General features: G+C 60.3%; 9 protein-coding genes and 1 pseudogene. 7 read left to right on the forward strand and 3 right to left on the reverse strand.

Annotated elements, in window-relative coordinates:
• Nucleotides 1-2 precede the first annotated feature (2 nt).
• On the reverse strand, nucleotides 3-2,216 hold the full coding sequence (locus tag ACVWZM_RS27535) for an NAD(P)-binding protein (RefSeq protein ID WP_199805244.1): 2,214 nt from the start codon (nucleotides 2,214-2,216) through the stop codon (nucleotides 3-5).
• On the reverse strand, nucleotides 2,213-6,100 hold the full coding sequence (locus tag ACVWZM_RS27540; protein ID WP_456855343.1) for an AAA family ATPase: 3,888 nt from the start codon (nucleotides 6,098-6,100) through the stop codon (nucleotides 2,213-2,215). The genes ACVWZM_RS27535 and ACVWZM_RS27540 overlap by 4 nt, the downstream gene beginning before the upstream one ends.
• Nucleotides 6,101-7,613: 1,513 nt before the next feature.
• Here ACVWZM_RS27540 and ACVWZM_RS27545 point away from each other — a divergent pair.
• The 7 genes and pseudogenes from ACVWZM_RS27545 to ACVWZM_RS27575 all read left to right on the forward strand — a co-directional run.
• Nucleotides 7,614-7,931: pseudogene (locus tag ACVWZM_RS27545) on the forward strand (hypothetical protein); the annotation flags it as partial.
• Nucleotides 7,932-8,115: 184 nt separating this feature from the next.
• Nucleotides 8,116-8,763 carry a hypothetical protein gene (locus ACVWZM_RS27550; RefSeq protein WP_456855344.1) on the forward strand — a complete coding sequence of 216 codons (648 nt, stop codon included), beginning with the start codon at nucleotides 8,116-8,118 and terminating at the stop codon, nucleotides 8,761-8,763.
• A 789-nt stretch (nucleotides 8,764-9,552) separates the two neighbouring features.
• Complete coding sequence (locus ACVWZM_RS27555) at nucleotides 9,553-10,491, forward strand: class I SAM-dependent methyltransferase (protein WP_253625486.1); 939 nt, start codon at nucleotides 9,553-9,555, stop codon at nucleotides 10,489-10,491.
• A 124-nt stretch (nucleotides 10,492-10,615) separates the two neighbouring features.
• Nucleotides 10,616-11,443 carry an ATP-binding cassette domain-containing protein gene (locus ACVWZM_RS27560; RefSeq protein WP_168855306.1) on the forward strand — a complete coding sequence of 276 codons (828 nt, stop codon included), beginning with the start codon at nucleotides 10,616-10,618 and terminating at the stop codon, nucleotides 11,441-11,443.
• Between the two features lie 40 nt (nucleotides 11,444-11,483).
• Nucleotides 11,484-13,028, forward strand: a complete 1,545-nt coding sequence (locus ACVWZM_RS27565; protein WP_456856784.1) for an ABC transporter permease/substrate-binding protein — start codon at nucleotides 11,484-11,486, stop codon at nucleotides 13,026-13,028.
• A 124-nt stretch (nucleotides 13,029-13,152) separates the two neighbouring features.
• Nucleotides 13,153-13,467, forward strand: a complete 315-nt coding sequence (locus ACVWZM_RS27570; RefSeq protein WP_141340814.1) for a hypothetical protein — start codon at nucleotides 13,153-13,155, stop codon at nucleotides 13,465-13,467.
• Nucleotides 13,468-14,722: 1,255 nt separating this feature from the next.
• Nucleotides 14,723-14,938 carry a hypothetical protein gene (locus ACVWZM_RS27575; protein WP_057017370.1) on the forward strand — a complete coding sequence of 72 codons (216 nt, stop codon included), beginning with the start codon at nucleotides 14,723-14,725 and terminating at the stop codon, nucleotides 14,936-14,938.
• A 316-nt stretch (nucleotides 14,939-15,254) separates the two neighbouring features.
• Here ACVWZM_RS27575 and ACVWZM_RS27580 read toward each other — a convergent pair whose 3' ends face one another.
• Nucleotides 15,255-15,923 carry an outer membrane protein gene (locus tag ACVWZM_RS27580; RefSeq protein WP_057017476.1) on the reverse strand — a complete coding sequence of 223 codons (669 nt, stop codon included), beginning with the start codon at nucleotides 15,921-15,923 and terminating at the stop codon, nucleotides 15,255-15,257.
• Between the last annotated feature and the right edge of the window lie 360 nt (nucleotides 15,924-16,283).

The raw sequence follows: 16,283 nt of genomic DNA on the forward strand, positions 1-16,283 counted from the left end.
CCTCATTCAGCGGGAGCGGGCGCGCAGCTGCGCATAACATCACAGAGAGACACAAATTGTCGGGTAGCGTGAAGGAAACGCTCGCCGGGAATTTCGAGCTCTGCGCCGGTGATCGCGCGCGCCGCCTGCATTCCCGAGATCACGGCTGTTTCAACGCATTCGGTGTTGAAGCCGGTGTCGATCCAGGTTCCGGCGAGGTACAGGTGCTTGAAGCCGGACTCGTCGGTCTTCAGGCGCCAGGCGCTGGTGCCGGCCGCGGTCGCGACACAGCAGTCCCAGGGACTGATATTGGCTTTGACGTGCTGAGCCCTGATCCGGCGATAGCCGTGGCGATCCTGATCGTCGTAAAGCACGGTCCAGTCAAACGCACCGTTCGTCATCACCTTCGGCCAGATGAATTTAGCCTTGTGCTCGAGCCAATCCAGCGTCTTGAGATAGGCGAGCAGATTTGCCATCTCCTGGGCATGCCGGCTTGTCTGCGGCGCTGCGTACAATTTCGAAGGGAAGACGTCACAGAGGTAGTGAAGCGAGTAGGGAGGAGGGACGCGGCGCTCATACCGCAGGAGCTGGAACATGTCCGCCCAGATGTCGAGAGGGTTGGGGCCTGACACCAGCGCGGGCTTTTGTCCGGGCCAGCCGAGGTCGGCAAGCGAGCGCGTGCTCCAGAGCTGAACTGCGATGCTGGGCACCAGGCGAAGCTTTGCCGCCATATTCCAGAAGCCGGTGCTGTAGTTGTAAAGGTCGTCGAACGGCTCGTGCTTTGCTTCAATGCCAGATAGGCCTGGTCCGGGCGGTCGCTCGACACTCTTGTTGCCCGTGAACTTCTTGAAAGCGCCGAGCGGTATCGCCAGGACGACATCGTCGAAATCGTCGACGCGTGTCTTTACGTCGGTGCCGACCCGCTCGTTGCACCAGAACGATTCAAAATCAACGCAGCCGTTCGGGGGCACGTCGAGGTGAAGCCAGTCGGGTTGGCTGCTCCAGCCGGACAGTCCATCGCCAATCGGCACGGTCCATTCATAGCCGGACTTCGGTATCGCCTGCACGTCAAAGTGCAGTGAATCGACAGATCGCCCATCCGACGAGACCCTGATATCGGTCAGTTTGTGAAAGAACCGAAACTCGACGTCTCGCTGCTTGAGTATCTCGAACAGGGGAGCGACGATCACTTCGCCCGCACCGGCCTGCAGCTCCCACGCCACGGCTCCCTGATAGGTTCCGAGTGCTCGAAGCAGGACCTGGACCGCGGTTCCTGCGCCGTAGCTCGCGTTGGCGATGTCTCCGTCCGGATACTGAAACATCGTGTCGTAGAGCGCTCTCACCATTGGCGACTGCTTGACCAGTGAGGGCTCGGCGCCATGACGAACCAACCAGCGGCGAAAGTCCTCGCCGTCCATCTGGTGGATGGATCGTTGCTCAATCACGATGTCGTCGAAAATGCCGTCCACCAGCGGCCACGCTAGTCGCAAGGCCTGGTCGAACAAGTGACCGGCTGCGGTATTCGCAAAGGTCATATGACAACTGGCGCCAGCAGCGCCCTGAAGCACCCGGCGGACTAATTCCATGTCCGCGGGGCCAAACGAGATCATGTCTTCGTCGAGATGCAACAGCCATGCCGAGGCAATCTCCAGACAGGTTCTTGCCGTCACCACACCGAGTAGTCTTGAGGGGGGAAACCGCGGGTCGTCACGCATTTTGATCGTTTCGATCGAAACTTCGTCGAGCTTGACGATCGGCGAGTCTGACCCGAGCGCATAGTCGTGGAAGTTGATCAACAGCCCTATCGCGTGCGACAGACAATTGGCGATGCTGAGGTCAGCCGGTTCTCTGCCGGGTATACCGACTTTCTTCGATGTCGGGAAGTTGACGTCATACACGGTCGGCTTGGCCCCATCGGGATCGCCGATCGGCGTGTAACCCTGTGGGAGAATCAAAGTGTTCAAATCGACTTTCGCTCCCTTCCGCGGCAAGTCTCGGTAAACTTCGGCCAACATCTGGAAAGCGTTCAGGTAGTGGCCGAACCAGATATGCAGGCCATGCTCGATGTTGCGGCCCTGCGCATCGCGCCCGCTGGCGCACTTGCCTCCGAGCCGCCATCCCAGCTGATAGACCGTGACGTGATATTGCTTGCGCAATTCCGATGTAAGGCTGAGCTGATAGGCGGCGGAAAGTCCCGCCATTCCGCCGCCCACGATGATGATGCGGCGCTGGCTCAAGCCTGTCTCCATTGCGACGACGGCGATGGATGGACACGTTTCAGTTCGGCGAGCTCCTTGGCGGCGCCGAGGCGTTCAAAGATGTCGGCCGCCTGCCGGAGGCGAGACTCACGCTCAGGATCGCTCGCGCTGGTCGCAAGGCCGATTCGATAGATCGCCTGCGCCTGCTCGCGGGGGGTTTGCAGCAGCTCGGCCACTTCGGCGGCGCGCTTCCAATTCTCGAGCGCCCGCGCCGGTCGACCGGTCAGGAAGCACAATCGGCCGTTCATTAACAGACTGTAGAGACGGCAGATCGGCGATGTTCGAGCGAGCCGGGAAAGCTCCCGGCACGCCAGCTTCGCCTGGCTTTGAATGTTCGAAGAGACCGCGCCGGAAGCTTGCTCCCAGTGGCTCAGTAAGACATCGGCGATTCCTGCCGGCCCGAAGGCATATCCGCCCCACACAACGCCGCATTCGCGCAGGATGGGAAGTCCCCGTTCCGCAAGCTCAAGGGCGACCGCGGCCTCGCCGCGCTCGAGATAGCCGGCCGCGGCCACGCCGGTGCAAAGCAATTGTTCGGTGCGGATCAACCGCTGGCCTGCCAGCGCTTTCAGTTTGTCGAGGCATCCGGTATCGGCCCCGCCCCGGGTGATGTCGATCAATGCCCGTAAGGAAAGACTCCAAGCGCGGATCTGCGGCGGGGAATCGTCGGAGAGTTCCGCGAACAGCTTGGCAAGCCGCTCGTCGGCGAGCGAAATATATCCCCGCAACAGCGCGATGAAGATCAACATCGTCTCGCTGTTCTGCGCACGCTTTCGGTCTCCCAGGCGCTCGTAACAACGTCTTGCATGCTCGCCATGCGCCTCGGCATTATCCCATTCGGCGAGGCCATAAGAGAGAACGCCGAGCACGAGTCGGACCCGCGCGATCTCGGGCAGCGAGCCGTAGCCTTCCGCAAGTTGGATCGCGCGCGCCGCGTAGCTGCGGCCGATCCCCACCATGCCGGACATCCCCATTCCGAGCGCCAGCGCGCTGTATCCTCGAATCGTCTCCGGGGTCGCGCCGCATTTTTCGGCCAGGTTCAACGACGCCAGCGTTCCGTTGAGCACGGCCAGCGAGTCATTCTGGTAGAAATACTGCTCCGACAGAAATTCGTGCATATGAGCGACGCGCTGCATGTCGGACCTGTCCTGCTCAGCCAGGGCCACTTGTTTCGACGAAGTATACCGTAACCTCAACTGGGTTGCGGCGTTGCGAACAAGCGCGCCGATTCGTTCGGTCTTGCTCGCCGGAAGACGATGACCAAGCAACTCCATCGCGCGGTGGTAGTGGTTGGCGGAGCTCTCGTAGTCCGACAATTCGTGACAAGCGTCACCGAGGATGACCTCCCAAGCCGCCTTGCGGCTGCGTCCGATCTGGATTGCTTCGCGCTGCGTGAGATCGAATAGCTTCTCCACGTAACGGATCGCCTCGCGATTTGCCGAGTTGTTGCGCGACTGTTGGGCCGCAAGCTCGAGGTAAGTGATCGCCCGCAACGGCTCGCCGCCAAGCTCGAGATGCCTTGCCAGGCGCGCATAATTCGGTTGCAGCTCCTCGGCGTGATGCTGCTCGATGAAGCCGGCAATCCGCCGATGGAGGGTTTTTCGCTGCGCAAAAGACAAGACATGATAGGCAACCTCCATCGTTATGGAGTGCCTGAACACAAAGGAAAGTGGCCGCGTCTCGCGATCGAGTTGCAGGAAGTCGAAGTCGATCAATCGGCGGATGCATTCCGCCTTGGTGGCAGCGGACAACTCCGGGACGATTTGATCCAGCAACTCGGAGGAGAAGGCGTCGCCGACTGCGCTGGCGGCCTTGAGCACCAGCTGGTCGTCGAGCGATAGCAGGTCGATCCGGCTGACGATTGCGCGTTCAACGCTGGTCGAGAGCGAGATACTGGAATCGGCGAGGCTCTGTTCATCGAACGAACATATCCCCCGCGTAACCTGAATCTTTCCGGTGTCCCTGAGCGCGAGCGCGAGTTCCTCGCTGAAGAACGGATTTCCACTGGCATGACCGTAGACATATCGCACCAGTTCCGGCGGAACCTCGGACGATCTCAGGCGCCGCTTCACCAGCAGCCGCACGTCGTCGCGCGACAGCCGGTCGAGCCGCAGCTGCAGCGATGAGGCGAGTTCGACGGCAAGACGCTGCTCTGCGATCGCTGTCGTCTGGGTCCGCTGAGTAACCACGATCAGGAAGTCCGAAAGCCGGCGCGCGACGGCGCCTAGCAGTTCGATCGAGGGGCCGTCGAACCAGTGGACGTCCTCCATCAGGAGGATGCGAACGCTCGATCGGCGTAGGATGAAGATCACGAGTTCTTCGATCGCGCTCGCGCGAGCCGAGCCGACGATCTGTTCAGTGAAGGCGAATTCGGAAAATCCCAGTGGAATGACTTCTTCGAGCAGCGGAAGCCAATTCAGCAGCGACTCGTTTTCGAGCAGCGCTTCCGACAATTCGCGTCGAACCCGCGGTCCGTCGCCCGGTCCTTCAAACTGCAAGATCTGCCGCAATACGGCGCGCCACACGAAATAGGGCGTCGATCTTTCGATCGCCGTGGCATTTGCAACCAGGACGGCGTGATTGTCGGCCTGCGCCGATCCGATGAAGTCTTCGAGTAGGCGCGATTTTCCGATACCGGCTTCGCCTGCAATGAGGACGAGCTTACCGGTTCCTGTCTTCAGACCGTCGAGACAGCTCCTGAGCATCGCGGTTTCGCTGATGCGGTCGATGATGGTGCGCCGGGGTGGAGCATGGAAATCGTCGGTCACTGCCGCCGGACTGAACGCCAACATCGATGCGCCCGTCCCCTTGACCTGGAGATGTGGCAGCAGATTGAACACGATCCTGCGCCCGACGGCCTGGGCCGTCGTGGCGTCGCAGACGATGTCGCCCTGTGCGGCCTCGGCGAAATGCGCGGCCACATTGATCGCCTGCCCAAAAATCCCGAATGTCCTTTGATGGAGGCCGCCATAATTGCTGCAGAACAGGCGGCCGGTCGCCAGGCCGACAGAAATCGGAATGGCCTTCGCTTCCAGCTGGCGACGGAGGCGCAGACACGCCTCGACTGCCCTGAAGGGATCGTCTTCGTGGGCAAGCGGAGCCAATCCGAAGACGAGCGTGAGAGTCAGGCCCTTGTCGTCCATCAGGACCTGATGAACGGTTCCCTCGAGCCGTTCGGCGATTTGCTGGACGTCGACGACGAAGGCCTGCAGTCTCGTCAGGAAATCATCATCGAAATTGAAATCGGGGAGGCCGACCCGCGCCACTGTGAGCGTGCGAAACTCGCCGACCCAGTCGCTGGCATCGGCCTTGCCCGTGTGGCTTCCGAAGATAATGCCGTCTATCGGTGCGACGGCATCGGGCGCGTTCATTCCAAGGAGCCGTGCTCCATAGGGCATGGGCTCGAGTTCGCACGAGCCCGTCAACAGCCGCGCGGCGTTTGCACACAACGCGATGTCGCCGATCGCGGCCTTCTGATAGGCGAGGCCGATGCTGTAAAAGGGTTCTCCGGCTGCAACATAGTGCCATTTGTCCTGCCAGCCGCCGAGCCTGCAGAAGAACACTTCGCCGGTTTCCACCGCCGTACGCGCACTGATCGCTTCTCGGCCCGGCCCGGCGGTCATGGCCTGTCGCAGCGCAAGGCCGCAGCGCACGGCCTGCGCGGTAGCGACGGCAGCGTCCGGATCGACCCAAATCGCGAGAATGGCGTCACCGGCGAAAGCGACGATGTCGCCTCCCTCGGAATCAATCACGTCGGCCAGTATCGCAAAGCAATCGTTGATGAAGTAGGTAAGGCTTTCAGCGCCGTCGCCGGCAGCGCGGTCGGTCTTCGCTGTGAAGCCGGCAATGTCGATAAGCAGCACTGCCGCGGTCCGGGCGTCCGCGCGGGGGTTGTTTGACCACTCTTGAGACCGGAGGCGTGCATTCACCCATTTTGGCGTGTGGGCGGCTTGCTCCCTCGCGACAGCTCCGGCAGGCATTGCAGGACCTCGGCTCAATGGAGCCGGAATGGAACCCTGTCTTGGAGAGAAAATCAACAAACCTGCGGTTCTCGGACCGCCGGAGACCGTCAGCGGTCTTGTCCAATGTCTAAAATGCCTTTTATCACTTCGGCCGCATGCGGGCTGTGGGGTGGCTCACAATGATCGTCAAACTTCGGGTCCGTTCGTGATCCGGAAAGAACGCGACCACAGGCGATGACCTTGTCACTCACACGCATGTCGACGTGCACATGAAGGGCTGGCCGAGCCGTGCGCATGAGGCGGCGCGAACGCGCGCCAAAGGACCGTCACTGGCTCTCTTGGCTTTCGACACCTTGCTTTCGTTCCAGTCTTCATGAGGCTGCGCCTTCTGAACAAGCTCGACTTCCAAATTGAGGCTCAACCTATTGAAAACACTGGGCCGGGAAATAACGGGGCGATCCCGGCAGGAGGGATATCCCAAGCAAATTCAATGGCATGGACTTGATAACCCCGCCAATGCCGCCATTGCCTAGCGTTTTCGTTGCGGTGGCTACCGTGTTCGTCGCTGAAAGGGATATCAGCGCGAACAAAACGGATTAGCCGTTCTGCCCGTCGCGGGGTGCTGCCCGACTGCAGGGATTGGATGGTTTTCAGTGCTGTGGGTTGACCAGGATCGGCTTACTGGTCGGGACGGCTAGCCCGTGTCCGTGGGCCGTTCGAACGTCTCGATACTTGCCGAGATTTGCGGAAATCTCCCTTGCGACGGGCGACCGTGAAGGTCACCGACGCTCCCTGACCTCTCCCGACTGGCGGGTCGCAGGCGATACATTCTCGAACCGGTGCGCTTGCCAGCCTATGCTCAAGCCGAGCTGTCCTGCCGCCATCACCGCAGCCCGGGCCATGATCCCTCTGTAGGTGGGGTAGGCTCAACCGCGACGTTCAGCCGCTTCGTGTCTGCGACCCAACCCACTGCCAAAACCGCAAGCGAGGCTTCAGCATCCAACCGGGCTCCATTCTTCGTAAAGACCATGCGCACGCCAGCGGGTGTCTTCGCGAACGCCTCGATGGTGCCGAAACTCTCGCATCCTGAGCGTTATGGTGTCATTTGTCGCTGCCTCGCAGCTCATGCCGATGCTTGCGATTTTGTTGAATCGAGAGAAGCGATGCCGTCACTCGCAACGTCGACAATCGAGCGTCTGCGTTGTGGAATTCAACCTGAGGTTAGTTGGCCCTCCGGACATGGCCGAAGACTCCTTCGCCATTGTTTTGACGGACAGGCGTGTGACGAATGCTGCCAAGAGAGTAGCGAAGCTCCGGCCGGCAATCCCGGTATGCATCGAGGTGAGCAATGAGTTCATTCGAGGCTTTCCCGTCAGCTCTGCACGACCGCCACTTGGGGGAGGTGTCGTGTGAGATGGCTGCCCACAGCGCCAGGCGGGGAGATCCAATCTTGCAACGCAAGCGGACGTCGATTCGACCGGTCTGGTTGTGCATCCTGGCGCTGGCGGTGGCCGCGTTCGGCTGCGGCGCCCTTCACGCCCAAGCTGCCGCGGCCCCTGACAGGGAATTAGTCGTGGCGACCAAGCAGGCCCCTCCATTTGCCATCAAGCAGCCGGATGGGAGTTGGAGCGGTATGAGCATCGCGCTCTGGAAAAGGATCGCCGATCAGGCACACCTACGTTTTCGCCTGGTCGAAACCCAGAGCGTGCCGGATTTGCTGGACGGCGTCGCAAACGGCAGATTCGATGTTGGCGTCGCGGCGGTTACAGTGACTGCCGAGCGTGCGCGCGCAAAGTCGATTTTACGCAGCCGTTCTACAACACCGGGCTCGGCGTTGCGGTGCCGGTCAACGAAAACCCCCCTGGGTCGCGATCGGGCGGGCGCTTCTCTCTTTCGGATTCTTCCAGGCCGTCGCGGTGCTGCTTGGTTTCGCAATGGCGGTCGGATTCCTGATCTGGATGCTGGAACGGCGCAAAACGGAGCACTTCGGTGGCGGCGCCAAGGGACTCGGCTCCAGCTTCTGGTGGTCGACCATCGCCATGACGCAGGCCGGAGCCGCTCAGAATGCGCCGACAACACTCCCCGGCAGGATCGTGGCAATGGGATGGATGATCGCTTCCGTGATCGCGATTGCGGTGTTCACCGCCGGTATCACCTCCACCCTTACGCGCAGAGGGCTCGAGGGCGCCGTTCACGGCTTCAACGACCTGCGTTCCGTGCGCGTCGGCGTGGTCGCGAACTCCGCGACGACCGACTACCTCGCTCGTCAGCGGCTTTCGTTTCGAACGTTTCCGGACATCCAAGGCGGCCTCTCCGCGCTGGGGCGTGGGACAATCGATGCCTTTGTTCATGACAAGCCGTTGCTGACCTGGATGGTTCGCAGCGACTTCTCGGCCTCGGCTCGCGTCGTCGATACCAGCTTCAGCAGCGAGAGCTATGCGATCGTACTGCCCAAAGACAGCGCCTTGCGGCCGATGCTCGATCTCGCCGTACTCGATCAAATCGAAGGTGATTGGTGGCAGCAGACGGTGTTCGAGACGCTTGGAAACGCTCAATCTCGCTGACGATACCGTGCGAGGAGCCCGGTCCGTTCAGTGCTGTCAGGGCCTCATCGTTGCAGCGGAACCGACAAAGTTCCGAACATCGGCCTCGCGAGCGATGCAAACCGTCAATAGCCCTGTGCGTATGCGCGAGTTGCTGTTCCACCAAATCGGCTTCAAGCTTGGTTCATCCTCGGCGTGGCGGCTTGGCGCATTTTCTAACATGGCCCCCAAACCACGTGCGTGAGTTGCCGTTGCCGAGGAACTGCTCCAGCGCGCCTTGTCCGTAGGCCGAGTTCGATCCATCGGCCAACTACGCGGGCCAATCATTCCCATCTGAGCGGCCTTCCTATTGGCGCGGTCTCAACCTGTTGTCAGCAACTGTGCTGGCGCGAGTGCGTTCCATGCTTCTGCGAGATGTTCTTCGGTGCCGCGACCGGCGCCACCGGGCACGCAACGTGAGCGTGATTTCCCAACCGTCGCGTCCGTGCCTGACCAGCATTGTCGACTATCGCGGCCGGCTGCCCGCACGCTTTCATTCGTGCAGCACCAGAGTTGATTCTCTTCTCTGCCAGAGCGACTGGCATTTTCGACATCATCCTGACCGCAGATCAAGCCGCCCCAACCGGCGATGGTCTCGAAAAGGAGGCGGCGTTATACGCGCGCGTGCGCATCAGTGCTCAGCGCAGTTCCACGAAGCGAGGTTGAAAAAAGCGCAATAGGTTTGTGCGTCGGTCAATCTCTGCAATAAGGCATCAAGCACTTGAACGCAGCAGCCGTCGAGTGGCTTGTAAGTTGAAATAGGAGACCGGGTTGCAAACACATTTTTCGCGCATCAATCAGTCCAAGGCCGTCTTCGATGATATTTATGCCCTGGATGATCCCAGGGCGTATTTCTCTGTCCTGGGAGATTTGGATTACATGATCCCGGACGTGGCTGAGCCGGTTGTGCGCCAAATTCTGGCAGCGAAGGTTTCAGAAACCGGCGCTAAGCCGACCGTACTTGATGTTGGCTGTTCATACGGAATCAACGCAGCGGTGCATCGGTTTCCACTGACTTTCGGGGGCTTGCGCCATCGCTACGCCCGACGCGAGATGAGGGCGATCGGTTCTGAGACATTGGTGCGCCTCGATCGCAATTTTTATTCGGCTTGGCCGGATGTCGGTCTCGCGCGATTTATCGGTCTCGATGTATCGGCGCCGGCGATAAGGTATGCGACGGGTGTAGGTCTGCTTGAGCAGGGCATTGTCGCAGATCTTGAAACGGAGGCGCTCTCGGCGGGCAGTGCGCATCTTGTCCGATCCGCGGATGTCATCATGTCGACTGGGTGCATCGGTTACGTCACCGAGAAGACGTTCAGCAAGATTCTCGATGCGACGGAGAAGCGTCCATGGATCATTTCGTTCGTGCTACGAATGTTCCCGTTCGATTCTCTAGCCGCGACGTTCGCGAAGCGTGGCCTTGTGACGGAGCGTCTTGCCGGCGCGACTTTTATCCAGCGTCGTTTTCGCGATGCTGAAGAGTTTGAAAGTTGCTTGGCAAGCCTGGCGGCTCTTGGCATCGATGCTACCGGTCTTGAGTCGGAAGGGCTGTTTCACGCCGATCTGATGTTGTCCCGGCCTGAGGCGGATGCGCGCGCCGCTCCCCTGGAAGACATTGTTACTGTTGCCAGCGGCAGGGGGCGTCCGATCGGACCCCGTTATGTCCATGTTGAGGGCGACGACGGCCTGCAGGTCGCGTTGGAGCCGTGACGGGTTCGCCTTCCGAAGATGGGCGTGGGTGTGACCCAGGGACCTGTGCATCCAAGTGGATCATGCCCTGACGCCTGCTTGCTCATTTTCTGGCAGTTCTGCAGTCCACAGGGAGGCCCTGTTCATGACAGCTTCGCCGATTTCGAATCCGTCTAATTCCGTGCCGTATATCGAGATCGATGCTGTATCGAAATCCTACGATGGGGGGCGGAGTGTTGCTGTTTCCAACGTATCGCTCGACGTACAGCAGGGGTCATTGGTCGCGCTCGTGGGCGGCTCGGGATCCGGCAAGACCACGCTGCTGAAGACCATCAATCGACTGGTCGATCCTGACGTTGGAGAAGTCAGGATCGACGGAGTGCCTGTAAGCAAAGCCGAACCACCGATGCTGCGGCGGAGCATCGGCTATGTCTTTCAGGGGATCGGTTTGTTTCCACACATGCGAGTTGCCGACAACATTGCCGTGACACTCAAATTGCGTGGCTGGCAGGCGAACGAGATCGAATCGCGGGTGGCCGAGATGCTGGATATGGTGGACTTGCCGCAGGATTACGCCAGCCGCTTTCCGCACATGCTGTCCGGAGGTCAGCGCCAACGGGTTGGCGTCGCGCGTGCAATCGCCGCCCGACCGCGCATTGTTCTGATGGACGAGCCGCTGGGTGCGCTCGATCCTGTCACCCGCGACAGCCTGGGTTCTTCCTACCGCGAGTTGCACGACCGGTTCGGCATGACGACCCTGATGGTGACCCATGACATCCAGGAAGCTGCGCTGATGGCTGATCGAATCGTCGTCATGAAGAACGGCCGCGTACTCGCCGACGATACGCCGCATACTCTGATGATGGGCTCTGGTTCTGACGATCCGGACGTGACCGCCTTGATGGAAGTGCCGCGACGTCAAGCGGAACGCATCGCCGCGCTTGCGACCAAGAACGGACCTGCTCGTGCCTGATGCCGGCGCAGAGCTGCTTTCCAGTGCCCGATTAGACGCGTTGTTCGACGCCTGGCGCCTGCTTCCCACCTATCTCACACCACATATTGTACTTTGCGCCACGGCGCTGGCGCTTGGACTGCTCGTCAGCCTGCCGCTGGCTGCCCTCGCAGCGGAACGACCATGGCTACGCAGGCTGGTGCTTGCCATCGCCAGCTTGATCCAGACCATACCGGGACTTGCGTTGCTCGCACTGTTCTATCCATTGCTCCTTGCGCTCTCGACATTGACGGCACGGCTCTTCGGCTTCGGCATCCCCGCACTGGGATTCCTGCCGACGCTGATCGCATTGACGCTCTATGCGATGCTTCCGATCTTGCGCAACAGTGTGGTTGGTTTGAATGGCGTCAGTCCAGCTATCGTCGAAGCGGCAGAAGGCGTTGGTATGACGCCTCAGCAGATTCTGACGCGCGTCAAGGCGCCGCTCGCCACGCCCGTCATCATGGCCGGGGTGCGGACTGCAGCCGTATGGACGATTGGAGCAGCCACGCTTTCTACGCCCGTCGGCCAAACCAGCCTTGGCAATTACATTTTTACGGGGTTGCAAACCGAGAACTGGGTTTCCGTGCTGTTCGGCTGCATCGCCGCGGCCGGGCTTGCTCTGATCACTGACTTCTGTCTCGGTCTTGTGGAGACAGGGGCGTCTGAACGCAGCAGGAAGCGTGTGTTGTTCGGCATCGCCGGGCTTGCTCTCGGCACGCTCGCCGGTTTCGCGCCGCTGCTCTCGAACGAAGCAGAAACCTATGTCATCGGCGCGAAGAGCTTCTCCGAACAGTTCATTCTGGCGGACCTGGTGGGTGACCGGCTGAAGGCTGAAGGAGTCGGCGTAACGCGCAAGGATGGGCTCGGTTCGGCTATCGCCTTTCGCGCGCTGGCTCACAATGACATTGATGCTTACGTCGATTACTCCGGCACGCTCTGGCGCAACGTTATCGGTCGCACTGACATGCCACCGCGCGAGGAGATGCAGGCGGAGATCGTCCGCTGGATGAAAGCGGAGCAGGGCGTCACGGTACTCGGTGCGCTTGGTTTCGAAAATGCTTACGTTCTCGTGATGAAACGGGAGAGAGCGCAGGCGCTAAACGTCAGGTCGATTGCCGATCTTGCTCGTGTTGCACCTCAACTCACCATCGGCGATGACCTTGAGTTCTTGGGCCGACCGGAATGGCGCTCGCTTAAGGATGCCTATGGTCTGTCGTTCAGAACGCGACGCTCGTTCAATCCAACGATCATGTATCACGCTCTCGAGGCCGGCGAGGCCGACGTCGTCTCCGCGTTCTCCAGCGACGGGCGTATCGCGGCGCTTGATCTGCTCGTACTGGCTGACCCGAAGCATGCGATACCTTCCTATGATGCGCTGATCCTCATCTCGCCAAAGCGTGCCGCCGATGCGCGGCTGAAGCGAGCACTTGTTCCGCTTGTCGGCTCGGTGCCCGTTGAGGCGATGCGCGCCGCTAACCTCATGGTCGACGGTGATACGGACAAGGCTTCTCCGGCAGAGGCGGCGCGAGCCCTGGCAAAGGCCGTGCATTTGCAGTCGCGATAAATACGAGAACACGACCAGGGGCGTTCTCGTTCGAGGTTCGACCATCGCCGATGAGTCGTGCTCAAGGTCCCGGACGAAATTGCGCGTCACGCAATGAACGATCACTTCGGCAGCGTGATTCATAATGAAGCCACGAATCGTTGTCACGAATGTGCAACCGTATTTGGGGATGACAATGCGGGCAAAAAGAGTGGAAAGGGCGGTTGGTTCCAACCAATCGCTACTCGAGCTGCTCCAGGCAGAACTTGCAGCCTTCAATTCGCAAATCGAAGCGGTTGAAAAGACGCGGGCAGAAACGCAATCGATCGATGAGTTGAGAGAGTGTGCGATCCGCGCGTGTCGACGGATTGACGAGATTCGTTCCATCGTTGCTGCCGAACAGTCGAACGACGCGCCCAACAGCGCAACTCGTGAATCTCCGTCTACGGTTGCTCGTTGAAGCATGTTCGAGACGCTGTTTTAAGTATCGCCGGCCGCGTGGTCCGTCTCTCGGATTCCTGAGCGGTAGACGCGATCAAGGCGTTCGCCAAACGGGGGCGGCGATGCTCCGTTCGCTCGTCTGCGGCGGTCGTCCTGAAGGCGAGGACGAATCTCGACTTGCGTCATGCGCTTGGGCACCAGCCCTAACCAAAATCGTCCCTTAGATCCCGACAGCCGCGCGTGTCGCCATCAGCCAACTTCCGGGTGTAGCGCGATCAGCAAGATCGCCACCGCGACCACTGCGAGCCAGCATTCAGCGGCGATGATGGCCCATTCGGTGCCTGTTCGATTTTTCATTGGCGCCACCTTTTTCGACGGCTCCGACGTGAGTCTGAGGGGCTTCAACGTCGAAGCTGTCTTCGCCAGTGCTTCGGCCTATCCGAGTTTGATGCGCTGTGGGGCTCGGCTGATCGAATGACGATCAGATCACACTCGGCCTTGGATGGAAGTGCACTTTGTGCCAACGCAACTGGTTCCGCTGTCCTGCTTGTATCATGGTTCATGCACAACGCAGGTCGTCCTATCGTGCGGCACCCAATTGTGTTGCCGCCAGTGCATTCCAAGCCAGGCCGAAGCTCAGTCCGATGGCGACACTTGATCCGCGTTAAGCGCAAGCCTGATTTCCCATCCGCGTCCATGCTGGCGTGAGATCAAAACCGCGGACGACCCAAATCCGCGCACGTCGCGTTTCCATTCGCGCAGCATTAGAATCAATTCCTTCTCTTCCGCGCTCACTTCTATTCTCGACATCGCCATCACCGCGCATCAAGCCACCCAACCGGCAAAGCTATTGAGCGCCGCAACGCCGCGTCAACACGCGCGCGTGCATATCCGACAATGGCACTTCACGGCTGTCGCCCATCTCGCAAGCTCCGCTGACACAAGCGACGGCCCCGACGTGCTGTCTGAGGGCCGCGCCGGAGCCGTCTTTGCCAGTATTTTCGGATTGGCCGAGCCGATGCGCGTGCTCGGTCGATCCGATGTGCACAATGAGATCACAACCGCTTCGTGATGGGATGTGCAGTCCGTGCCAACAGCACCGGTTCCATGGTCACGATTGCATCATAATCAATCAACAACCAAAACACCCACGTGTGTTGCTGTTCCATCGAATGCGTTTCACTTTGCATTCTCCTCGGCGGTGGTGGGCGACTCATGATCCAGCACTGGACTCGCAAAGTGTGTCGGCTAGCACTCGCCGGGGAACGGAGGCCATGATGAAACGCTGCGACCGCAAGCGCTCCGACATGACGCCGTGCGTGATTACCGACGGCGCGGATGCCTATAGCTTCGAGAGCGATCAGGACACTCAGCCGATCTGCGTTGGCTGCGGTCGCAGTCCGCAAGTTACAGGCGTGGCGCCACCCGCCGATTGGGCTGAGCAGGTTGCCGACTATCTGAAGGCCGTGCAGATCAGGCATCGGCGCTGAAGCTTCGCAGCGCGCGGCGCCCACGCGGCAAATCCGACCGGCCTGTCCAAATAACCAGCCCCGGCCGAACCGCTCGCAACGGGCCTCCTGTTCGCAATCCATCAGCCCGATGAGCGTTAGCTGCCATCGTCCCTTGGAGGTCAGTTCCATGACGCATTGAGCGTCGTGCGTCATGTCGTCACGGATCAGCCCGTCAACGTGCGTCAATCGACCGCGCTAGAGGCTTCCAATCCGGGAGAAACCACCGTTTCAACGAAAAAGCTCCGGGCCTTTGTTTGGCCCGGAGCTCTCATGTCGCTTGGAGTTAAGCGAGCGATCAGTACCTGGCGACGGCCGGGCCGCCCAGGTTGAACCTGTAGTTCAAGCCCGCCTTGATGGTGTGCTGGTCGTTGCGGAAGCTGCCGATAAAGCCGAGAGAATCGGACACGTTGACGGTGCCGAAGTCATAGTACTGATATTCGAGCTTGCCCGACCAGTTCTGGGTAAACATGTATTCGAGACCGGCACCGACGGTGTAGCCGTCACGGCCGCCGTCGCCGCCGAAGCCGTTCGAGAAGCGCGTGTCAGCCCAGGCATAGCCGCCCTTGACGTAAAGCAGCGCCGGACCCCAAGTGTAGCCGAGGCGGCCGGTTACCGAACCGAGGCCACGATTAGCGAAGCTCGAACTGGTATCCAGAAAACTATAGTTGGCTTCAAGACCCAGCACCCAGCTCGGCGCGAACTGGTAATCATAGCCAGCCTGCACGCCGCCCATGAACACACCGTCGTTGCCACCGCCGAAGCCGGGGGCGAGGACGTTGTCGTTGCCACCGAACGCACCACCGACGTGACCACCGATGTAGAACCCGGTCCAGTTGTAGATCGGGGTCGGAGCAACATAGGGCGGAGCCTTGGTGTAGGGCTGCGGCGCGAGATCAGCCGCGGAAGCGGGCGCGACCGCGCCGAGCGCGATCATGCTGGCGGTGACAAGCAGAATTTTCTTCATCTTTTTCATTCCAACTTTCTTGTACTAGCCCAGCCCCAAGTTCTTCGCCTATCAGACACGTGCGGAATTGCTGTAACTTGGCTGCAACAGGCGGCGCCAAACGGGGGCTGCTAACGACAAAGGCGAGGGACGCTTGGCGTTAGGCGAGCTTGGAACTTTCGTGACGCGGATTATGCATTGCAGATCACGTCCCGGCGCAACGCGTCGGTGGATAGATGACTGTCTTCGCATGGAACTGGGGCGAGCTCGAAGACGACCGAGAGCGAAGCGCGGGCCTGCAGCGCTTGTCGAGCCAAAAGGAAGAGTCACTATCGGGCTTCTGTCCCTTAGCGGAACGAAGTGGGAGGCCCCGACGCATAC

Source organism: Bradyrhizobium sp. USDA 4501, assembly GCF_054062115.1.